Source organism: Formosa sejongensis, assembly GCF_033447105.1.
In the GTDB taxonomy this organism is placed as follows: Bacteria; Bacteroidota; Bacteroidia; order Flavobacteriales; family Flavobacteriaceae; genus Formosa.
The window spans coordinates 166,060-188,558 of record NZ_JAWQUN010000001.1 but is presented as its reverse complement, the minus strand read 5'-3'; the positions used below and the strand labels follow the sequence as shown (position 1 = coordinate 188,558).

Below are 22,499 nucleotides of genomic sequence, written 5' to 3'. Positions count from 1 at the left end.
TCTATTATAAATTTTTTAAAGCTTGTTTTATGATGGTTTCTACAGATGCATCTGGATCTGCCTTAACAATTTTATCGACAGCGCGCTCTGCTTGTTTCTTAACAAAACCAAGAACTTCTAAAGCAGATAACGCTTCATCTTTGTTGGTATTGTTTGTAGACATAGAAACTTCATCAATATCGTAAATCTTTAAAACTTTATCTTTTAAGTCTATTATAACTCGTTGTGCTGTTTTTATACCAATTCCTTTTATGGATTGAATTAAAGCAACATCTTCTTTAGCGATACCTTCACGCACTTGTTTAGGTGTTAACGACGATAACATAGTACGTGCCGTTCCTGCACCAATACCACTTACAGAAATAAGTAACTTAAACATATCGCGTTCTGCAATAGAAGAAAACCCATACAAGGTATGGGAATCTTCTTTCACTAAAAGTTGAGTAAATAATTTTATATGTTCCTGATCAGGAATTTGTGAATATGTGTGAAGAGAAATGTTTAAAAAATAGCCCACACCATTACAGTCTATAACGACATCGGTGGGGTTCTTTTCTACCAATTTCCCATGTATATGTGAAATCATTAGCTAATTTTGTTATAATTCCAAATGTAACATTTTTTTTCACATTTTAAATCATTGTCTTCTAAGCATTGCTAATTAACGTTTTCCCTTTTGTTGTGCATCTACAACTGCAATAGCTGTCATGTTCACAATTTCGTCTACACTAGACCCTAATTGTAAAATATGAACGGGTTTGCGCATCCCTAACATTATTGGTCCAATAGACTCTGCATTATTCAACACTTTCAACATTTTATAAGTGATGTTTGCTGCATCTAAATTCGGGAATATTAAAGTATTTACTTTCTTTCCTGCTAATTTAGAGAATGGAAAAATTTCTTTAAGCAAATCACTATTTAGGGCAAAATCAGTTTGTACTTCTCCATCTACAATTAAGTTTGGATATTGTCTATGTAAAAACGAAACGGCTTCACGTATTTTCGCAGCACCTTCATTATTTGAGGATCCAAAATTTGAATACGACGTCATTGCGATTACAGGTTCTAAACCAAACATTTTTACCGCCTGAGCCGTCATTCTTGCAATGGTTGCTAAATCTTTTGCTGATGGGTTTATGTTGATTGCGGTATCACTTAAAAACATTGGTCCGCGTTGTGTCATCATGAGGTTAGTAGTTGCTACACGAGTTGCCCCTTTAGCCATACCAATAACTTCTAACATGGGTTTCACTACTGTAGGATAAGCTCTAGAGAACCCTGAAATTAAGGCATCTGCATCGCCTTCGTTAACCATCATTGCAGCGAAATAATTACGCTCACGCATTAAACTTTCTGCAGAATATAATGAAACTCCTCTACGTTTACGTTGCTCCCAATAGACTTTTGCATAACGCTTTTTACGTTCTTCCTCTTGATCGGATTTTGGATCGATAATTTCAACTTCAGCATCAAACTCAATCTCATCCATAAGTTCCTGAATAGTTTCACGACGACCCAATAAAATAGGAATTGCGATTCCTTCTTCAAGTGCAATTTGAGCAGCTTTTAAAACTTCAATTTTATCAGCTTCAGCAAAAACCACACGTTTAGGATTCATTTTAGCACGGTTAAATAATAATTTTATCAATTTATTATCTGTACCTAAACGGCCTTCTAGCTCTGTTACGTAAGCTTCCCAATTTAAAATAGGTTCTTTTGCAACACCACTTTCCATAGCTGCTCTAGCTACGGCTGGTGGAATTTTAGCGATTAACCTTGGATCGAATGGTTTTGGAATAATATATTCTTTACCGAAAGTTAAACGCGTTTCGCCATAAGCGATATTTACTTGTTCTGGAACAGGTTCTTTAGTCAATTCGGCTATAGCAATAACTGCTGCCATCTTCATTTCTTCGTTAATTTTTGTAGCACGAACATCTAAAGCTCCTCTAAAAATAAAAGGGAATCCCAGTACATTATTAACTTGATTAGGATGGTCGCTACGTCCTGTAGCCATAATAATATCGTCTCTAGTATCTATCGCTAGTTGGTATTCTATCTCTGGATCTGGGTTTGCCATAGCGAATACAATAGGGTTAGCTGCCATAACTAACAACATGGCTGGAGTAACAACGTCTGCCATAGATAAACCAATAAATACATCGGCATCTTGCATGGCATCTGATAATGTATGTAAATCGCGATCTGTAGCAAATTCTGCTTTCTCTGAAGTTAAAGTATCACGATCCTGACGAATAACACCTTTACTATCGCACATTACAATATTCTCGCGTCTTGCTCCAAAAGCTTGATATAGACGTGTACATGAAATAGCTGCTGCTCCTGCACCACTAATAACTATTTTAACGTCTTCAATTTTCTTTTCAGTAATTTCTAAAGCATTAATTAGGGCTGCAGCCGAAATAATTGCTGTTCCATGCTGGTCGTCGTGCATTACTGGAATATCCAATTCTGCTTTTAAACGACGCTCGATTTCAAAAGCTTCAGGAGCTTTTATATCCTCTAAGTTAATTCCTCCAAACGTTGGAGAAATCATTTTAACTGTTTGGATAAATTCTTCAACATTTTCAGTATCAACTTCAATATCGAACACATCGATATCTGCGAAAATCTTAAACAACAATCCTTTACCTTCCATTACTGGTTTTGAGGCTTCTGGACCAATATTACCTAACCCTAAAACGGCTGTACCATTAGAAATTACGGCAACCAAATTTCCTTTGGTTGTATATTTATATACGTTGTCTTTGTTTTTTGCTATTTCTAGGCAAGGCTCTGCTACTCCTGGCGAATAAGCCAAAGCTAAGTCTCTTTGGGTAGCATATTTTTTGGTTGGAACGACTTTTATTTTACCAGGTGTTGGCTTGGCATGATATATTAGTGCTTCTCTTCTCTTGCTTTGTTTGCTCATAATTAAAATCATTGTTGACAAACAAATGTAAGTATCCTATGTGTTAAACTCTAATCTAATTTTTACGAAAACGATATAGTTTTATTAATTTATCAATATATAAGCCTATGAATAAAAATACTGATATTTAATTAACAATAATTGCAAAACACTTAAAAAAACCAATTCAAATCAGACTGGTAGATGTTGTGCGTTTTACATAAAAATATTAAAATACATCAAGAAAATATTTTAAAAGACAACTTTACAAGCTGTTTTTATCCTATTAATTAAATAGAAATGTAAATTAAAAAATGGTGCGTTAAGCGGTTTCGCAAATTAGTTTCAAGGAGATATATCCCCACTTAGGATTTCCTTTTTAAGTGTATAGGAGTAGATCTTTTTACTCCATAATGTTAGTTGAAGTAAAAACCTAAAAAAACAAAAAGCCTTAGTATATACAATGTAAATACTAAGGCTTTTTGTTTTTATAATTGATTATCTAAGCCTAATTATTTAAGACTTTAGCGCCTTCTGGTTTAGAAAAGAAATTATCTTCTACAGTAGGAGAAAAACTCATATCAGTAATAATTATATCTGTAACATACTCTCCTAATCCATCTTTACCATCGGCAGACATATAGGTTTTAAAGCCAGTTGCTAAAACAATACCATCTACAGTAGTTGTACCTTGAACAACAGTTATTTTTTCTGGAGTATGTCCACCATTTGGAAAATACTCTGTATAAGAAACAATGTATTTAAAAGCATCAACCAAATTTGTTTGTGCATTTATATACAAAATATAATAATCGTCTGGAGCAGATCCAATACCTGCATCATAAGTCGCTTTAACAACTTTATGTAATTCACCTTTAAATTCTTGCTCTGGTAATAACTCTAAGTTTACACCTTCTCCATCTAACACAAAAGGTTGTCCAGAGAAATACAATGGTGTTAACGCCCAAAACTGAGTATCGTAAGTAAACGACGTACTATCTTTAGCTTTTATCCAAGCTTCTTTTCCATCCCATCCATACATATCCGACGGATCTGAAATGCTGTTATGTCGCGCTTTATTACTCCACGTATCTATGGTTTGATAAGAATCTCTAACACCTTTACCACTTAATGGTTGGTAATCAAAATGCATAGAAAAATAGCCATTAGAATACCACTGCTCTAAACCACCATGAGCTTCTAGTGCACTCCATAACACCTTACCTGCTTCAGTAGCATTAAGTCTTTTATTTGCTGCCTCTACTCTTTTTTGAATCCAAGAATCTGGAATATTGTATTCTGAATTAATAGTTTGAATTTCTGTATCAACTATGGATTCTTGTTTGCTAGTCTCTTTACAAGCCACAAAACTTAGTACTAAAAATAAACCTAGGAGTTTATATGTTATCTTCATTATATCTTTGTTTAATTAATTAGGTCGTTTTAGACTTCTAAACTTTCAAAAAACAGAAGAAAATTATGGTAAAAAGTCAATATTGCGCTTTAGGCCTGTAAACTTGGTGCGTTTTACAGCCGATTTTCTAAAAAGTTCATAAAAAACATCTTCGGTAATTTCTATCCAATCTTTTTTAGTCATGCTTAACAAATCTGGATGTGGATTAAAAAGTGGTTCGTTGTGAGGTTTCGAAAATCGATTCCATGGACACACATCTTGACAGATATCGCAACCAAACATCCAATCTTCAAACTTCCCTTTTTCAGTTTTTGGAAGCTGATCTTTTAATTCAATTGTAAAATAGGAAATGCATTTACTGCCATCTACAACATAAGGTTCTGTAATAGCCTCTGTAGGACAGGCATCGATGCATTTTGTGCATGTTCCGCAATGGTCTGTGGTAATTCCATCGTAGTCTAGCTCTAAATCTATAATAAGTTCGGCAATAAAATAAAAAGACCCGACTTGCTGTGTTAGTAAATTACTGTGTTTCCCTATCCAACCTAAACCAGATTTTGCTGCCCAAGCTTTATCTAGAACAGGAGCAGAGTCTACAAAAGCACGACCGTGAACCTCGCCAATTTCTGATTGAATGGTGTGAAGAAATTCTTTGAGTTTATCCTTAATTATAAAATGATAATCTGTGCCGTAAGCATATTTTGAAAGTTGAAACGTATCAGCTTTCTGAAGGTCGTGTGGAAAATAATTCAACAGTAATGAAACTACAGATTTTGAACCTTCGACTAATTTAGTTGGATCTAAACGTTTATCAAAATGATTCTCCATGTACTGCATTTGTCCATGAGAATTATTTTTAAGATAACGTTCTAAACGCGGCGCTTCAACTTCTAAAAATTCTGATTTACTAATCCCACAAGACAAAAAACCGAGGCGCTTGGCTTCGGTTTTTATAAGATTTGTATATGTAGTTCTATTATTCATGCAAATACAAGTTGTAATTGAGTTTAGTTATCTAAAACAATCCACCTTGAACAGTACCTTTTGTACGACCTAAATGAAGGTAAGCAGCTTCGGTAACTTCACGACCACGAGGAGTTCGCATAATAAACCCTTGCTGAATTAAAAAGGGTTCGTAAACTTCTTCAATAGTTTCGGCACTTTCACTTACAGCTGTTGCCAAAGTTGTAATACCAACAGGGCCACCTTTAAATTTATCAATAATAGTTGTTAAAATCTTATTATCCATTTCATCTAAACCATGGGCATCGACATTTAATGCTTTAAGTCCGTATTGAGCAATGGCTAGATCGATAGAACCGTTTCCTTTAATTTCTGCAAAATCACGAATACGACGCAACAACGCATTTGCAATACGAGGTGTTCCACGACTTCTACCAGCAATTTCTATAGCAGCCTCGATATCCATAGGAACATTTAAAATTTCTGAACTACGCTGTACTATAGTCGATAATAATTCGGTTGAATAATATTGTAGTCGGCTACTAATACCAAAACGGGCACGCATTGGCGCCGTTAATAAACCAGATCGTGTAGTCGCACCTATAAGCGTAAATGGATTTAAATGAATTTGAACGGTTCTGGCATTTGGACCAGATTCAATCATAATATCTATTTTATAATCTTCCATAGCCGAATATAAATACTCTTCAACAATAGGACTTAATCTGTGGATTTCGTCAATGAATAACACATCTCTTTCATCCAAATTAGTAAGTAATCCCGCTAAATCACCTGGTTTGTCTAAAACAGGACCTGAGGTCACTTTTATTCCAACACCCAATTCATTAGCCAGAATATGTGCTAAAGTTGTTTTACCAAGTCCTGGAGGGCCATGAAACAGTGTATGATCTAGTGCATCACCACGACGATTTGATGCTTCAACAAAAATGCTAAGATTCTCTAAAACCTGATCTTGACCAGCAAAATCATCGAATGATAAGGGTCTTAATGCTTTTTCAACATCTACCTCTTCTGGTGAGAAATTATCTTTCTCTGGATTCAAGTTTTCGTTCATAATTTATAAAAAAACAAAGTAAATCATTATTTAAGTCGATTGAAAGAAATAGAACAATTATCTAAAACGCCAACCGCTAGTATTCACGCTAGACTCTAATTTATGCTCTAGTGTATCATCTAATTTTGGAAAAAAATTAATACCCGTTTCTGCTTCAATCTGATCTACAGAAACCACATAACTTTTAAGAGGCTGATTTAAATTCGGTTTATTTGGAATTAAAAAAGCGATCATTTTAGATGAATCTCCATTGTCCTTAAAGATAATCTTATAAAAATAATTAGGCACAGAAACCGAATCTTTTCCAATAGTTTTTAAATCATCTCTTAAAACACCTCCAGTTACCACATAAACATCGTTATAAGATTTTGCCCAAGAACGTACTGTTTTCTCTAAATCATTCCAAATGCCTGCATTAAAATTATGATTTTGAGGCGAAATATTACTCGTTAAAAAGGTTTCATTATAAGAGTCTACAGATTTTTTTCGATCACCTGCTGGACATAAATGACCTTTATCGTATCCTGAATTTTTAAAACTTCTCCAATCTGCAGATTTGGTTTTTACTGCTTTATCTTCACTAAAGTATGGCCTTTTTCGCTGCGTGGATACTATATCTGATTTCTGTAAAAGATAAGCAACCCATTCTGCTTGCTCATGTTTTTCATTATAAGACAACGTATAATCGTTATGAAAAACAATAGCACCTGTAGTTGAAGTTGGCAAATAATAAGCATTTTCTTTTTTATCTCGAAAATCTACTTCAGGATAAGATGTTTCAATAGAATTAGATTCATCAGTTTTTAAATACTGTTCATAAGCAAAAACCCCAATAATTAAAAAAATAGCAATGATGGAAAAAAACTTCTTCATATTATAATTAACGAATCTAAAATATACAGAAAAAGCCTTTTCAAACAATATGAAAAGGCTTTTTATTATGTTAATGAATTACTATTAATGATGTAATTCTTTTTCTCCTTCTTTCATAGGAACATTCTGTGGAACGAAATCCACATCATGCTCTGGGTTACTATAATCGTAAGCCCAACGGTAAACAACAGGAAGTTCTCCTGGCCAGTTTCCGTGAATATGCTCTACAGGAGTAGTCCACTCTAAAGTAGTCGATCTCCATGGATTCTGTGTTGCTTTTTTACCAATAAAGATACTAGCAAAGAAATTATATATGAATACAATTTGGAACACTGCTCCAATAATAGCAAATATTGTTATTACTTTATTCACATCTGCTAAATCATCGAATAATGGGAAATTAGAGTTTGTATAATAACGTCTTGGTAAACCAGCCATACCTATAAAGTGCATTGGAAAAAATACCCCGTAAGCACAAACTGCCGTTACCCAGAAGTGAATATAACCTAAGTTCTTATTCATCATACGTCCGAACATTTTAGGGTACCAATGGTAAACCCCTGCAAACATTCCGTAAAGCGCAGATATACCCATTACTAAGTGGAAGTGAGCAATAACAAAATATGTATCGTGAACGTTAATATCTAAAGCACTATCTCCTAAAATAATCCCTGTTAAACCACCCGTAATAAAGGTAGAAACGAAACCAATAGAGAATAGCATTGCAGTGTTCATTTGTATGTTACCTTTCCAGATTGTAGTAATCCAGTTGAAAGCTTTTACAGCAGAAGGAATCGCAATTAATAAAGTTGTAAATGTAAATACAGAACCTAAGAACGGATTCATACCAGACACAAACATATGGTGACCCCATACAATAGTTGAAAGGAATGCAATAGCCAAAATTGAAGCAATCATTGCACGGTAACCAAAAATAGGTTTACGTGAATTGGCAGCCATAACTTCGGAAACTAATCCCATTGCAGGTAAAATTACAATGTATACCTCAGGGTGACCTAAGAACCAAAATAAGTGTTCGAATAATACAGGAGAACCACCTTGGTAATGTAAAACTTCACCTTGAATAAATATATCTGATAAGAAGAATGATGTTCCAAAACTTCTATCCATAATTAGTAATAAAGCAGCAGATAATAATACTGGGAAAGACACTACACCAATTATAGCTGTTACAAAGAACGCCCAAATTGTAAGTGGAAGTCTAGTCATAGACATTCCTTTTGTACGTAAATTTATTACAGTTACTATGTAATTTAACGAACCTAATAAAGATGATGCAATAAATAATGCCATAGATACTAACCAAAGTGTCATACCCATACCAGAACCACTAGATGCCATTGGTAAAGCAGATAACGGTGGATATATTGTCCAACCTGCTGCTGCTGGTCCTGCCTCGACAAATAAAGACGATAACATAACGATACTAGATAAGAAAAATAACCAATAAGACACCATATTTAGGAATCCTGAGGCCATATCTCGTGCACCTATTTGCAATGGAATTAATAAGTTACTAAACGTACCACTTAAACCTGCTGTTAATACAAAGAATACCATTATGGTACCATGAATTGTTACTAATGCTAAATAAATATCTGCATCCATAACACCTCCTGGAGCCCACTTTCCTAATAATGCTTCAAATAACACATTAGGTTCTTCTGGCCAAGCGATTTGCATACGGAACATAATAGACATAAGGACTCCAATAATCCCCATAAAAACTCCAGTAATCAAATATTGTTTAGAGATCATTTTATGATCTGTACTAAATATATATTTGGTTATAAAAGTTTGTTTATGATGATGTCCGTGGTCGTCGTCGTGAGCGTGAGTATCTGCGTGTGCTGACATAATCTATTTTCGGTTTTTTAAGTCTTGTTGATTGAATTAATTTACTACTAACGAATTTTTGAAAATCTTTTGCTCTTTAATCCAAGCATCATATTCTTCTTGAGTTACCACAATAATTTTCATTTGCATATTATAGTGCGATTTTCCACAAATCTTATTACACAATAATAAATAATCAAACTCATATGGGTCTAAAGCGTCTTCACCTTTAGCAACTAAATCTTTACTGTTTTCTACTCTAATTTCGTTAATACGTTTTACTTTTTTGGTCATTTCAGGAGTCTGACGCATTTCGGCAGTAGTAACTGTAGGCGTAAATCCAAATTGTGTTACCATACCAGGAACACAGTTCATTTGTGCTCTGAAGTGAGGCATGTAAGCCGAGTGTAATACATCCTGAGAACGCATTTTAAATAATACAGGTTTACCAACAGGTAAATACAATTCTGAAGTGATAATATCGTCTTGCGCATTAGGATCAGATTCATCTAAACCTAAGATGTTAGCTTTATCGATATCAATTAATCTAACATTCGCTTTACCTAATGTATTATCATTACCACCGTATCTTGCTTTCCAGTTAAACTGTTGTGCGTATAATTCGACTATTAATGGATCATCATCTTCATTAACATTCATTATACTTGTCCAAGTAAATAATCCGTAGATAATTAAACCTGCTAAAGTGATTACAGGAATTATAGTCCAAATCATTTCTAAGGTATTGTTATCTGCAAAAAATAACGCTTTACGACCTTTTTCACCTTTGTATTTAAAAGCGAAATAATGAAGTAAAAATTGAGTTATGGTTTGCACTACAAAAATAAGGACTAAAGAGATAATCATAAGATTATCAATTTCAGGACCATGTGCAGAAGCTGAATTTGATAATAAAGGTAAATCTCCCCATTTAACAAAACATACTATTGTAATGATATAAATGAAGGCCAAGAATGCTATCATTAAATAGGCATTGATGGTATTATCTTTATCTGTAGCAACTTGATTGTTTTCGGATAACCCAATTTGAGCCAAATCGAAAATCTTAACCATCTGCCAGATGGCTATTGTTATAAATACTAAAACTAAAATTATAAATAAAGCAGTCATACTGGTTGTTGTTGGTCTTTATATGTTACTGTAACTTCGTCGTTAATTAATAATGGAAATTTTCACTTTCCTTAACTAAAGGATTACGTTTTACTAGTAATGGTGCTTTAGTTAATGCTGTAAAAACTACAAATATAAACAATCCAGCAAATAATAGTACTGAACTTATTTCAGGAATTCCTATAAACCATCTATCTCCAACGGTTGCAGGCATAATCATTGTGAAAATATCTACATAGTGTCCGAATAAAATCACTAAACCTGCCATTACAACGAACCAAGGTAAACGTTTGTATGCGCTATTCATTAAGATTAAGAACGGAAAGATAAAGTTTAAAAGAACCATACCAAAGAATGGTAAGTTATAATCCTCTATACGTGTTATGAAATATGTTACTTCTTCAGGAATGTTTGAATACCAAATAAGCATGAATTGAGAAAACCATAAATATGTCCAGAAAATACTAAAACCAAACATGAATTTCGCTAAATCATGAATATGACTATCGTTAACCAATGGTAATAAACCTTTAGATTTTAAATAAATAGTTACTAATGCAATAACTGTTACGGCACTTACTATCATACTAGAAAAAACATACCATCCAAATAATGTAGAGAACCAGTGTGGGTCTACACTCATTACCCAATCCCAAGACATAATAGATTCTGAATAGATAAAGAATACTAAAAAGGCAGCAGAGATACGGAAGTTTTTCTTGAAATATCGGTTATCATCAGCATTGTCTTGAGCAATCGAGAATTTACGAGAAAAGTGTCTGTAAGCACACCAACCAGCGATAAATATTAAACCTCTAAAAGCAAACCATCCTATATTCAACCAACTTTCTTTTCCTTGTAATAATTTATCGTGAGCTACTACTTCTGGATCCATCCAAACAAATATGTTGTAATGTCCAATTGTACCAGATGCAACGGCAATTAAAAGAACGATTAAAGAACCCGGTAATAAATAAGCCGTAATTCCTTCCATAACTCTGAAAAGTACTGGCGACCATCCTGCTTGAGACGCATATTGAATAGCATAAAAAGCTAAAGCACCTAAAGCAATCATCATAAAAAAGAAAGCGGCTACATATAATGCAGACCACGGTCTATTTGCTAATTGATGTTGTACGTGTTCTGCATGTGCATCTCCATGATGTGCATCTGCTTCTTCGCCGTGTGCTGATGTTTCTGCATGTGTATCGTGAGATTCTGTTGCTGTAACTTGAGCAACATCGTGATCACCACCACCATGATGTGCAGATTCTTCAGCTAGCATGATTTTTACTTCATCTAAAGATTTATGAGACGACATAAAACCATATACTACCCCTAAAAATCCGATGATTATTAGAGCGAAAGAAAATGTTCTTAATTTATTTGAAAGTGTGTACATATCTATATATAATCTTTATCTAATCGACTTACTTTTCTAAATCTGCTTTTAGTTGCATAACATAAGCAGCTACTTGCCAACGTTCATCTTCTAACAATTGATTGTTATAAGAACCCATGGTATTTTTTCCGTAATAAATAGTAAAATAAACACTACCCTCTGTAATACTACGTGCTACGTCGTCGTATTTAGGAACTCCTAGTATTTTTTCTCTTTTTACTAATGTACCTTGTCCGTCTCCTTTAGTACCATGACAAATTCCACAATAAATATCGTATAATTCTTTACCGCTCTTCGCGTCAATTAAAGTTGAATCTAATGGATTCTTTAAGTTCTGTTTTGCAAAATCGTAACCTTCAATAGTATTAGGTATTTCGAAAGGCATATGCCCTCTAGCTACACTACCTACTGCAGGTAATTGAGCTTCTACACCGTTTCTAAAGGCATCACTTTCCATATATGTTTCGTAACCTACAGGTGCATACATGTTCGGCATAAACTGATAGTTTGGCCTACCGTTTTCTTGACAAGACACTGCAGATATTAAAACTACGGCTATTGCAAATATTTTTATTAAGCTTTTCATCTGTATGTATTAATGGGCTTTATCTACTAAGTTAATTTCTACTGCTCCTGTACTTTTTAACATTTCAGCAATTTCTGCTTCATTGTTATTATTTACAGAGATTTCCATTAAAAAATGATCATCAGTAGTTCTTGGGTCTGGATTTTCAGCGTCTTTGAAAGGCCACATTCTGCTACGTAAGTAAAATGTAATTACCATTAAGTGGGCTGCAAAAAACACGGTAAGTTCAAACATAATAGGTACGAACGATGGCATGTTTTCTAAATAACTAAAACTTGGTTTTCCACCAATATCTTGTGGCCAATCTTCAATCATAATGAAATTCATCATAACTGTTGCCACGATTAAACCAATACATCCATAAATAAAAGCGGTGATTGCCAAACGTGTTGGCGCTAATCCCATGGCTTTATCTAGTCCGTGAACCGGAAAAGGTGTATATACTTCTTCTATATGATGTTTTGCTAAACGCACGTCTTTAACGGCAGCCATTAAAACATCGTCGTCTGTATAAATAGCGTGAATAACTTTTGAAGATTCCATATGCTACTTTTAGTGTTTTGAATTATTAACTGAGGTTCCAGAAGTTCTAGAATCCGCACCTGTACCTACTAAACTATCTCCTCGTTCTCTAATATTTTTATAATATTCTCCTGAAGACTTTAAAATTGTCTTCACTTCTGCTTGTGCAATTACAGGGAATGTTCTTGCATATAATAAGAATAATACAAAGAAGAATCCTATAGTTCCAATAAATATTCCAATATCTACAAATGTAGGAGAGAACATTGTCCATGATGATGGTAAGTAATCTCTGTGTAACGATGTAACAATAATTACAAAACGTTCGAACCACATCCCTATGTTTACCACAATCGAGATAAAGAAAGAGAACATAATACTTGTTCTTAATTTCTTGAACCACATAAATTGTGGAGAGAACACATTAAAACTCATCATACACCAGTATGCCCACCAGTAAGGTCCTGTTGCTCTGTTTAAGAATGCATATTGTTCATATTCTACACCAGAATACCAAGCAATAAATAATTCAGTAATATAAGCTACACCAACTATAGAACCTGTAATCATAATTACAATGTTCATTAATTCGATATGTTGTACTGTAATATAGTCTTCTAAATTACACACCTTTCTCATAATAATAAGAAGTGTGTTTACCATAGCAAATCCTGAGAATACCGCACCTGCGACAAAGTAAGGAGGAAAAATGGTAGTATGCCATCCTGGAATTACCGAAGTTGCAAAGTCAAACGATACAATAGTATGCACCGAAAGTACAAGTGGTGTTGCTAAACCTGCAAGAACCAAAGATACTTCTTCGAAACGTTGCCAGTCTTTTGCTCTACCAGACCAACCAAAACTTAAGATTGAATAAATACGTTTTTGGAAAGGCTTAACAGCTCTATCTCTTAACATCGCAAAATCTGGTAATAAACCTGTCCACCAGAATACTAATGATACAGATAAATACGTTGAAATTGCAAATACATCCCAAAGTAATGGTGAGTTAAAATTTACCCATAACGAACCAAATTGGTTTGGAATTGGTAATACCCAGTATCCTAACCATGGACGACCCATGTGAATAATTGGGAATAAACCTGCTTGAAAAACCGCAAAAATTGTCATGGCTTCTGCAGAACGGTTAATTGCCATTCTCCATTTCTGACGGAATAATAAAAGTACTGCAGAAATTAATGTCCCTGCGTGACCAATACCTACCCACCATACAAAGTTGGTAATATCCCAAGCCCAACCTACGGTTTTATTTAAACCCCAAGTTCCAATACCAGTTGATATTGTGTATAATATACATCCTATTCCCCAAAGGAAAGCAATTAAGGAAATAGAAAAAACTATATACCATAATTTATTTGCTTTTCCTTCTACAGGTCGTGCGACATCCACAGTTACATCGTGGTACGACTTTTGTCCTGTAACTAAAGGTCTTCTAATAGGTGCTTCGTAATGAGACGCCATATCCTTATCTAATTATTTCTTGATTCGTTATTATGCTCCTGTTGTATTTCTCACTTTTGTCTGATAAATCACATTAGGTTTTGTCCCAACGTGTTCTAACAAGTGATACATACGATTATCTTCTTTAAGGTGTGCTACCTTACTTTCTTTGTCATTAACATCTCCAAACACCATCGCTCCACTACTACAAGCTGTAGAACAAGCGGTTTGGAATTCACCGTCTTTAACAGGACGTCCATCACGTTTAGCATCAAGAATAGTTTTCTGTGTCATTTGAATACACATAGAACATTTTTCCATAACACCACGAGAGCGTACTACTACATCTGGGTTTAATACCATACGTCCTAAGTCATCATTCATATAGTAATCAAATTCATCATTACCATTGTATAAGAACCAGTTAAAACGACGTACTTTATACGGACAGTTATTTGCACAGTAACGTGTACCAACACACCTGTTATATGCCATGTGATTTTGCCCTTGACGACTGTGTGATGTTGCCGCTACTGGACAAACAGTCTCACAAGGAGCATGATTACAATGCTGACACATTACTGGTTGGAAAGCAACTTGTGGATTTTCTGAAGGATCTTCCAATTCTCCAAATTCACTTAATGTACTTACTAATCCTGAAATATTATCTTTCTTTTCATCATCACCTTCGAAAGTTTCCTCAGATGAATAATATCTATCGATACGTAACCAGTGCATATCACGGCTTCGACGAATTTCACTCTTACCTACTACAGGAACGTTGTTCTCTGCATGACAAGCAATAACACATGCACCACAACCTGTACACGCATTTAAGTCGATTGATAAGTTAAAGTGATGTCCTATTGAACGATCAAACTCTTCCCACAAATCTACATCCGGAGAATCAACCGGTGTATCAACATGGTTTAATGATACCATTGCCATTGGATTCCACTCTTGCTTATCTTTAGTGTTAAAGATCTCTAAAGTCGTTTCCTTAATAATATCTCCACGTCCCATTAACGTGTTTTGTAATTGCACACAAGCAAACTCATGTTCACCTGCGACAGCACTTACGCTTACATTTTGAATGGTATTAAAGTTTTGGTATAAACCAAATGCATTTACACCTGTTTGCATTTCATCTTTTAATCCAGCAGTTCTACCATAACCAAATGATAAACCTACAGAACCTTTAGCCTGACCTGGTTGGATAAGAACAGGAACTTGCTCTAGTGTTACGCCATTTACGGTTACACTAGCATAACTTCCGTTTAAACCACCATTAGCTACATTTCTATTTATTAAACCTAATGCTTCTGCATCGGCTTTAGAAACCGTTAAATAATTATCCCAAGATGTTCTTGTAATTGGATCAGGAAATTCTTGTAACCATGGGTTGTTGGCTTGTTGTCCATCTCCCATACCTACTTTAGAATACAATACTAATTCTAAACCTTCAGATTTTGCTGATGCCACTAATGCTGAAGCAGCTGCTGTTCCTGAAATTTCATTAATAGTAAACCCTTTACTTACTCCTACTACAGTTCCGTTAGATACCGTTTTAGTTGAAGTTGTAGTTATATCTCCTTCTTTATCTTCATCTTTAATACCAACTCCTACAGCAACATCATGAATAATGCCTCCTGCCCAAGTTCTATCTTTACCTACTTCTACAGTTGTATTAGTCGTTTCAATAGTTTTATTAGATACACCATTAACTAATGCTCCAACAGAAGTAGCAGTAAATGAACCATCGTGAATCGCTTGATTGAAAGATTCACCACCTAAAATACTAGAATTCCATGTCTCTTTAATATAATCATGATAAGAAGCTGTACTTCCTGTCCAGAATAATAAAGCTTCCTGAAATTGTTTTGTATCGAATAACGGACGAATGGTTGGCTGCGTTAACGCATAATGTCCGTCTTTTAATTCTACATCACCCCAAGATTCTAAATAGTGAGGAGCTGCACCTAAATATTCTGTTTGAGAACCTGTTTCATCCGATTTCATCGAGAATGTAACAGCTAATTCTGTTTTCTTTAATCCTTCTGCAAATTCTGCTGCGTTAGGTAAGCTATATAATGGATTAACTCCACTCATAATAATACCACCAATACGACCAGCATTCATATCTGCTACTAATTGCGCAACTTCCTTATCGTTACCTTGTCTAATTAAAACAGGTACTTCTGGATTGAACGCTTTACTACGTAATGCAGCATTAATTTCTAAAACTAAAGCTTGTGCATTTACATCTTGTATTCCTGTAACAACTACACCTGCACTACCCGATTTTTTAAGCTGATCTGCTGCTTTTTTAACTGCTGCATCAATATGTTCTGGCAATGTTCCAGAAACTGAACTGCCAACGATATAACCATATAATTTGGCTAAAGCTACTTTTTGTTGACTAGGAGTTGAAGGTACACGTTTATCTGCATTAGCCCCACTTAAAGACATATTTGCTTCAAACTGATAATGACGAGACATTTTACCGGCTTTAGGAATACGACCTACAGAGTATCCTGCTTCATAACCACCACCTTGCCAATCGCCAATAAAATCTGCTCCAAAAGACACAATAGTATCTGCTTGTTCGAAATTATAACTCGCTAAAGCACGTCGGCCATATTTTGCTTGGTAAGCGTCTAAAGCAGCAGATTCTGAAATTGAATCATACACTACGTGACGAACATTACCGTATTTTTCTTTGAATGTATTTATTAATCTTTCTGTAGAAGGACTAGCAAATGTTTGAGTTAACAATACGATTTCTTTACCTGCACCACTTAAATTAGATAATTTAGAAGCTATCTCAGTATTAAAATTATTCCACGAAACAGGATTACCTCCTTTTAATGGACCTTGAACTCTTAAACTATCATACAATCCTAATACCGAAGCATTCACTCTTGCATTAGCATTTCCGTTAGTTTTAGCTAAGGAATTACTCTCAATTTTAATAGGACGACCTTCTCGTGTTTTAACTAAAACACTAGCAAAATCAAAACCATCTGCTATAGTTGTCGCATAATAATTTGCAACACCAGGAATAATTTGTTCCGGCTGTACGACATAAGGAATCGATTTAATAACTGGTCCTTCACAAGCTGCAAGCGATGCGGCTGCTGTACTAAAACCAACATATTTTAAGAAATCTCTTCGACTAGTAGAAGATGATTCAAGCGTTGCTTTATCACCTAAAAACTCGTCTGTAGGTATTTCCTGAACAAATTCGTTTTGTTTTAGCGCCTCAACAATAGAGCTATTTTCGTTTAGCTCTTCAACACTTTTCCAGTATTTCTTGTTTGATGACATATTGTATAATTGAATTACTTCTTAAATAAATTATTAATAATGACACTTACCACATTCTAAAGCACCCATTTGCGCAGCTGTAAGCTCCTCAACACCGTACTTTTTAGATAATTCTTCGTGGATTTTTGTATAGTAATCGTTGTCTTTAACTTTTACGTTTGTATCTCTGTGACAGTTAATACACCATCCCATTGTTAATGGCGCATACTGATACATAACTTCCATTTCTTCTACAGGACCATGACAAGTCTGACACTCTACACCTGCAACAGTTACGTGTTGTGAGTGATTAAAGTAAGCGAAATCCGGAAGATTATGAATTCTCACCCATTTAACGGGTTGAGTTTCTCCTGTATATTTTTGTTCTACATCGTCCCAACCAACAGCTTTATACAACTTTTGAATTTCACCATCGTAAAACTCTTTGCTGTGTTCTGGCGTGCCTGTACTTTCTGCTACTTCATAAATAGACTTATGACAGTTCATACACACATTTAATGATGGAATTCCTGATGTTTTACTAACTCTAGCTGAAGAGTGACAGTATTTACAATCAATACCATTATCACCTGCATGAATTTTATGAGAATAATGAATTGGTTGCACTGGTTGATATCCTTGATCTACTCCAACCTGCATCATATAACCATAAGCGTAGTAAGCTCCAACTAAAAGCAACAACACAACAGTTACTAACACTAAGAATTGATTTTTAGCAAATGCTTTCCAAATTGGCAAACGCGAAGATGCTTCGACTTCAATACCTTTAGCTTCTGCAAAACGATTTAATGTCTGACGCACTAATATTAATGCCATTGCCAATAATGCAAACAACAAAACGAATGCACCTAAAATAATTTTATTAGAAATACCATCACCTTCACCACTTGCTTTTGAAGCACCTGCAGCAGCAGCTTGAGGTACCGGAGCAGCTTTTTGTTCAGCTGTGTAGGCTAAAATATTATCTATATCCTCATCTGATAATTGAGGAAATGCTGTCATCGGAACATTATTGTACTCACTAAAGATTTTATTAGCGTAAGCGTCTCCAGACTTAACAAGTCCTGAACTGTTACGAATCCAAGCATGGATCCAATCTTTGTCAACGCCCTCTTCACTTAAACGCACTTCGATATCACGTAGCGCAGGTCCTGTCATTTTTTTATCTAATTGGTGACATGCTGCACAATTAGAGTTAAACAATGCTTTTCCTTTAGCCGGGTCGTCTTGAGCCGAAAGAGAGGTTGTAAACGCAAGTAAAATAACTATAGCTAAACGAAAGATGTTTTTGCTTAATTTACGGTGAATCACCTGTTTCATATTGTTGGTTGAATTAACTTCTTAACTTTGGTATAATCTCTTCACCTAAAACAGATGAAAAAACAGTCATAAAATTTGGAACAAAAATAACATTAAAAGTGGATTCAGAAAACGTTAGAGAAGTGTTAAGAGTAATTTAGATGAGTTCTAAATAAAAAATCATAATATCTTTACGCGAAATACTTTTACATTTGCACCAAATAACTTGAAAATGAAATTATTGAAAATAAAGCTTATTGCATTCACTGGTTTTTGTGTATTAACGCTAACTACAAAAACTTTTGCTCAACAAGGTAATGTGACCATTAATCAAAATGATAAGATTATAAAACTTCTTGATATAAAGAAGGAAATGGACAAAGATGAGAATGCTACAGACCGTTTTAAGGTACAAATCTATTCTGGTAACCGCGCAACTGCAGAAGAGTGGCTAGCGAAGTATAAAGGCCAATTCGACCAATGGGAAGCGACTTTAGTTTACGAAACTCCAAATTACAAAATCTGGATTGGAAGTTACAGAACGCGTCTAGAAGCAGATCGTGCTCTTAGAGAAATAAAAGAAAAATATCCTAATGGATTTATCTTTCAACCAAAAGCTAAAAATTAAATTGTATTGCATAAAAAAGGCGACCAAATGGTCGCCTTTTTTTGTACTCGTATTAAAATCTATTTAAGTTTCTTTTTCACTTCTACTTCGTGGAATGATTCAATTACATCGCCTTCTTTAATATCATTGTAGTTTTTAATTTGCATACCACAATCATACCCTTTAGACACTTCTTTAACATCATCTTTAAATCGTTTAAGCGACGCTAATACTCCAGTGTAAACAACTACACCATCTCTAATTAAACGCACTCCTGAAGTTCTGATGATTTTACCGTTTGTAACCATACAACCTGCAATACTTCCGATTTTAGATACTTTAAAGATTTCTCTAATCTCTGCTGTACCTGAAATTTCTTCTTTAAGTTCTGGAGATAACATACCTTCCATCGCATCTTTAAGATCATTAATAGCATCGTAGATAATTGAATATGTACGGATGTCTATTTCTTCCTTATCTGCCATAGTTCTGGCATTACCCATAGGTCTTACATTAAATCCTATAATAACAGCATCTGATGCAGACGCTAATAATACATCACTTTCTGTAATGGCTCCAACACCTTTATGAATAATATTAACTTGAATTTCTTCAGTCGTTAATTTCTGGAATGAATCTGTTAATGCTTCAACAGAACCATCTACATCACCTTTAAGGATAATATTCAATTCTTGGAAATCTCCTAATGCAATACGACGACCAATTTCATCTAAAGTAATATGACGTTGTGTACGTACAGATTGCTCACGTTGTAATTGAGCACGTTTTGTTGCAATTCGTTTTGCCTCACGTTCGTCTTCAAATACATTGAATTTATCCCCGGCTTGTGGTGCACCATCTAAACCTAAAATTGATACTGGTGTACTTGGTCCTGCAACTTTAACTTCTTTTCCTCGCTCATCATGCATGGCTTTTATTTTACCACTGTTTTTACCAGCTAGTACATAATCACCAATATTTAATGTTCCTGCTTGAACAAGAATCGTTGATACATAACCACGACCTTTATCTAAGAAAGCTTCTACTACTGTTCCTGAAGCAAATTTATTTGGATTTGCTTTAAGCTCTAATAATTCAGCTTCAAGTAATACTTTTTCTAATAATTCTTTTACTCCTGTTCCTACTTTTGCAGAAATATCGTGAGATTGTATTTTACCACCCCAGTCTTCTACTAATAAGTTCATTTGTGCTAGACGTTCTTTAATCCTTTCTGGATTAGCTGCTGGTCTATCTATTTTGTTAATCGCAAATATAATTGGCACACCCGCTGCTTGAGCATGGGCAATCGCTTCTTTTGTTTGCGGCATAATATCATCATCGGCAGCTACAACAATAATTGCTAAATCGGTAATTTGAGCTCCACGTGCACGCATGGCTGTAAAGGCCTCGTGACCTGGTGTATCTAAGAAAGCGATTTTTTGTCCGCCTTCTAACTGAACTCCGTAAGCACCTATATGCTGTGTAATTCCTCCTGATTCTCCTGCAATTACATTTTCCTTACGGATGTAATCTAGTAATGAAGTTTTACCGTGATCTACGTGACCCATTACCGTAATAATTGGTGCGCGTTCTACTAAATCTTCTGGTCTATCTTCTACTACTTCTATATTGTCTTCAAGATCTGAAGTTACAAACTCTACTTGGAAACCAAATTCGTCTGCAACAATAGTAAGCGTTTCAGCATCTAAACGTTGGTTCATTGTAACCATCATACCTAACGACATACAAGCCGAGATAATTTGTGTTACTGAAACATCCATCATAGTGGCTACTTCACTCGCAGTAACAAATTCTGTTACTTTTAAGATTTTGCTTTCTACTTCTTGTTGATCAAGATCTTTCTGACTTTGTTCTCTGTGATGATCTCTTTTATCTCTACGATATTTAGCACCTTTACCTTTACTAGATTTACCTTGAAGTTTTTCTAAGGTTTCTCTAACTTGTTTTTGTACATCTGCTTCGCTAGGTTCTTCCTTAACTAAAGGACGTCTAACTTGTCCTGGTCCACCTGGTTTTTTACCTTTATAACGATCGTTAGCAGGTCGTGATGGTCCACCTGTAGTACCTCCACCTGGCTTAGTATTCGTAGATTTATTATCGCCGGGTTTACTTATACGACGACGTTTTCTTTTAGCATTATCTGCTCCAGGTTTAACTACTGGTTTCTTTTTAGGCTTATTAAACTGAGATAAATCTATCTTTTCCCCAGCAATTTTTGGCCCTGAAAGTTTTTGATATTGCGTTTTTAAATGTTCTTCTTCAGGTGGTTTCACCTCTTCTGATTTTGGAACTTCGGCTTTTGGAGCTTCTTTTTTTACTGGCTGAGTTGCTTTTGGCGCTTCTGCTTTCTTAACCTCTTGAACAGGTTTTGGAGAAATATGAGTTGGTTTAGCAGGTCTTGAATGAGGAGTAAAAGGTTTTGGCTTGTGTTCTACTTTTGGAGTATTTTGAACTTTAGCTACTTCCTGCTTAACAACAGGCTTTTCTTCTTTCTTCTCTGGTATCGGCTCAGCTTTTACAACTGGCTTTTCCTCCTTCTTAACTTCAGCTTTAACCTCGTCAGCTTTAACCACTTCAACTTTTGGAGTTTCTACTTTAGGTTTAGCTACTTCAGCTTTTGGCTGAATAGGTTCTTCCTTTTTCTCCACAGGCTTAGAAACTTCTTTCGGTTTTGCATCTAAATCGATCTTACCTACTTGTTTTGGGCCTGAAATTGGTGATTTGGCTTTTACTACAGCTTGCTCCTTCTTAGCTTCTTCTTTCTGTTTAGCTTCAAGTTCACGGTCACGTTGCTCACGTAAGGCTTCTTTTTCCTTCAGCTTTGCTTCACTTACTTCCTGAGAGGCCACCTTCTTATTCGCATCTGTTTGAAATTCGCCAGAAAGCACGTTGTAAACTTCCTGAGAAATTTTAGTAGTAGGACGCTTATCGATGTCGATGCCTTTAGATTCTAAAAAATCTACTGCACGATCGATAGAGATGTTTAACTCACGTAAAACTTTATTTAATCTTGTTGTTTCAGCCATAAATTGCCTTTAATATACTCC

General features: G+C 35.0%; 15 protein-coding genes and 1 pseudogene. 1 reads left to right on the top strand and 15 read right to left on the bottom strand.

Annotated features, from left to right (window positions below; genetic code table 11):
- Window positions 1–4: 4 nt before the first annotated feature.
- The 14 genes and pseudogenes from ruvA to R6X41_RS00685 all read right to left on the bottom strand — a co-directional run bounded on the left by ruvA (window position 5) and on the right by R6X41_RS00685 (window position 18,845).
- Complete coding sequence (ruvA, locus tag R6X41_RS00750) at window positions 5–586, bottom strand: Holliday junction branch migration protein RuvA (protein ID WP_318496747.1); 582 nt, start codon at window positions 584–586, stop codon at window positions 5–7.
- 75 nt (window positions 587–661) lie between these two features.
- Entirely contained in the window at window positions 662–2,935 is a 2,274-nt protein-coding gene (locus tag R6X41_RS00745) for an NADP-dependent malic enzyme (protein ID WP_318496746.1), read from the bottom strand.
- Window positions 2,936–3,422: 487 nt separating this feature from the next.
- Window positions 3,423–4,328: a hypothetical protein gene (locus R6X41_RS00740; RefSeq protein WP_318496745.1), complete on the bottom strand. Its 906-nt coding sequence runs from the start codon at window positions 4,326–4,328 to the stop codon at window positions 3,423–3,425.
- Between the two features lie 63 nt (window positions 4,329–4,391).
- Complete coding sequence (gene queG, locus R6X41_RS00735) at window positions 4,392–5,312, bottom strand: tRNA epoxyqueuosine(34) reductase QueG (RefSeq protein WP_318496744.1); 921 nt, start codon at window positions 5,310–5,312, stop codon at window positions 4,392–4,394.
- A gap of 31 nt (window positions 5,313–5,343) precedes the next feature.
- Window positions 5,344–6,366, bottom strand: coding sequence for a Holliday junction branch migration DNA helicase RuvB (gene ruvB, locus R6X41_RS00730; protein WP_318496743.1), 1,023 nt, complete (start codon window positions 6,364–6,366; stop codon window positions 5,344–5,346).
- 57 nt (window positions 6,367–6,423) lie between these two features.
- Complete coding sequence (locus tag R6X41_RS00725; RefSeq protein WP_318496742.1) at window positions 6,424–7,239, bottom strand: DNA/RNA non-specific endonuclease; 816 nt, start codon at window positions 7,237–7,239, stop codon at window positions 6,424–6,426.
- Between the two features lie 84 nt (window positions 7,240–7,323).
- Entirely contained in the window at window positions 7,324–9,117 is a 1,794-nt protein-coding gene (locus R6X41_RS00720; protein WP_318496741.1) for a cytochrome c oxidase subunit I, read from the bottom strand.
- 36 nt (window positions 9,118–9,153) lie between these two features.
- Window positions 9,154–10,227, bottom strand: a complete 1,074-nt coding sequence (locus R6X41_RS00715) for a cytochrome c oxidase subunit II (RefSeq protein ID WP_318496740.1) — start codon at window positions 10,225–10,227, stop codon at window positions 9,154–9,156.
- 46 nt (window positions 10,228–10,273) lie between these two features.
- Window positions 10,274–11,629 carry a quinol:cytochrome C oxidoreductase gene (locus R6X41_RS00710; RefSeq protein ID WP_318496739.1) on the bottom strand — a complete coding sequence of 452 codons (1,356 nt, stop codon included), beginning with the start codon at window positions 11,627–11,629 and terminating at the stop codon, window positions 10,274–10,276.
- A gap of 28 nt (window positions 11,630–11,657) precedes the next feature.
- The gene (locus R6X41_RS00705; protein WP_318496738.1) at window positions 11,658–12,215 is read right to left on the bottom strand and encodes a c-type cytochrome; all 558 of its coding nucleotides are present in this window, start codon (window positions 12,213–12,215) and stop codon (window positions 11,658–11,660) included.
- Window positions 12,216–12,224: 9 nt separating this feature from the next.
- Window positions 12,225–12,758: a DUF3341 domain-containing protein gene (locus R6X41_RS00700; RefSeq protein ID WP_318496737.1), complete on the bottom strand. Its 534-nt coding sequence runs from the start codon at window positions 12,756–12,758 to the stop codon at window positions 12,225–12,227.
- 39 nt (window positions 12,759–12,797) lie between these two features.
- A pseudogene (gene nrfD / locus R6X41_RS00695) lies at window positions 12,798–14,219 on the bottom strand (NrfD/PsrC family molybdoenzyme membrane anchor subunit); the annotation flags it as partial.
- Window positions 14,220–14,249: 30 nt separating this feature from the next.
- Entirely contained in the window at window positions 14,250–17,525 is a 3,276-nt protein-coding gene (locus R6X41_RS00690) for a TAT-variant-translocated molybdopterin oxidoreductase (RefSeq protein WP_318496736.1), read from the bottom strand.
- 33 nt (window positions 17,526–17,558) lie between these two features.
- Window positions 17,559–18,845, bottom strand: a complete 1,287-nt coding sequence (locus R6X41_RS00685; RefSeq protein ID WP_318496735.1) for a c-type cytochrome — start codon at window positions 18,843–18,845, stop codon at window positions 17,559–17,561.
- 211 nt (window positions 18,846–19,056) lie between these two features.
- Between R6X41_RS00685 and R6X41_RS00680 the strand changes: the two genes are divergently transcribed.
- Window positions 19,057–19,452: an SPOR domain-containing protein gene (locus tag R6X41_RS00680; RefSeq protein WP_318496734.1), complete on the top strand. Its 396-nt coding sequence runs from the start codon at window positions 19,057–19,059 to the stop codon at window positions 19,450–19,452.
- Window positions 19,453–19,511: 59 nt separating this feature from the next.
- Here the strand turns inward: R6X41_RS00680 and infB are convergent, their stop codons facing one another.
- Entirely contained in the window at window positions 19,512–22,478 is a 2,967-nt protein-coding gene (gene infB, locus R6X41_RS00675; protein ID WP_318496733.1) for a translation initiation factor IF-2, read from the bottom strand.
- Between the last annotated feature and the right edge of the window lie 21 nt (window positions 22,479–22,499).

Excerpts from the sequence above, each read along its gene's own strand:
- ruvB (WP_318496743.1), bottom strand. The coding sequence starts at position 6,366 with ATGAACGAAAACTTGAATCCAGAGAAAGATAATTTCTCACCAGAAGAG.
- infB (WP_318496733.1), bottom strand. The coding sequence starts at position 22,478 with ATGGCTGAAACAACAAGATTAAATAAAGTTTTACGTGAGTTAAACATC.
- R6X41_RS00700 (WP_318496737.1), bottom strand. The coding sequence starts at position 12,758 with ATGGAATCTTCAAAAGTTATTCACGCTATTTATACAGACGACGATGTT.
- R6X41_RS00705 (WP_318496738.1), bottom strand. The coding sequence starts at position 12,215 with ATGAAAAGCTTAATAAAAATATTTGCAATAGCCGTAGTTTTAATATCT.
- R6X41_RS00745 (WP_318496746.1), bottom strand. The coding sequence starts at position 2,935 with ATGAGCAAACAAAGCAAGAGAAGAGAAGCACTAATATATCATGCCAAG.
- queG (WP_318496744.1), bottom strand. The coding sequence starts at position 5,312 with ATGAATAATAGAACTACATATACAAATCTTATAAAAACCGAAGCCAAG.
- R6X41_RS00680 (WP_318496734.1), top strand. The coding sequence starts at position 19,057 with ATGAAATTATTGAAAATAAAGCTTATTGCATTCACTGGTTTTTGTGTA.
- R6X41_RS00685 (WP_318496735.1), bottom strand. The coding sequence starts at position 18,845 with ATGAAACAGGTGATTCACCGTAAATTAAGCAAAAACATCTTTCGTTTA.
- R6X41_RS00720 (WP_318496741.1), bottom strand. The coding sequence starts at position 9,117 with ATGTCAGCACACGCAGATACTCACGCTCACGACGACGACCACGGACAT.
- R6X41_RS00725 (WP_318496742.1), bottom strand. The coding sequence starts at position 7,239 with ATGAAGAAGTTTTTTTCCATCATTGCTATTTTTTTAATTATTGGGGTT.
- R6X41_RS00710 (WP_318496739.1), bottom strand. The coding sequence starts at position 11,629 with ATGTACACACTTTCAAATAAATTAAGAACATTTTCTTTCGCTCTAATA.
- R6X41_RS00740 (WP_318496745.1), bottom strand. The coding sequence starts at position 4,328 with ATGAAGATAACATATAAACTCCTAGGTTTATTTTTAGTACTAAGTTTT.
- ruvA (WP_318496747.1), bottom strand. The coding sequence starts at position 586 with ATGATTTCACATATACATGGGAAATTGGTAGAAAAGAACCCCACCGAT.
- R6X41_RS00690 (WP_318496736.1), bottom strand. The coding sequence starts at position 17,525 with ATGTCATCAAACAAGAAATACTGGAAAAGTGTTGAAGAGCTAAACGAA.
- R6X41_RS00715 (WP_318496740.1), bottom strand. The coding sequence starts at position 10,227 with ATGACTGCTTTATTTATAATTTTAGTTTTAGTATTTATAACAATAGCC.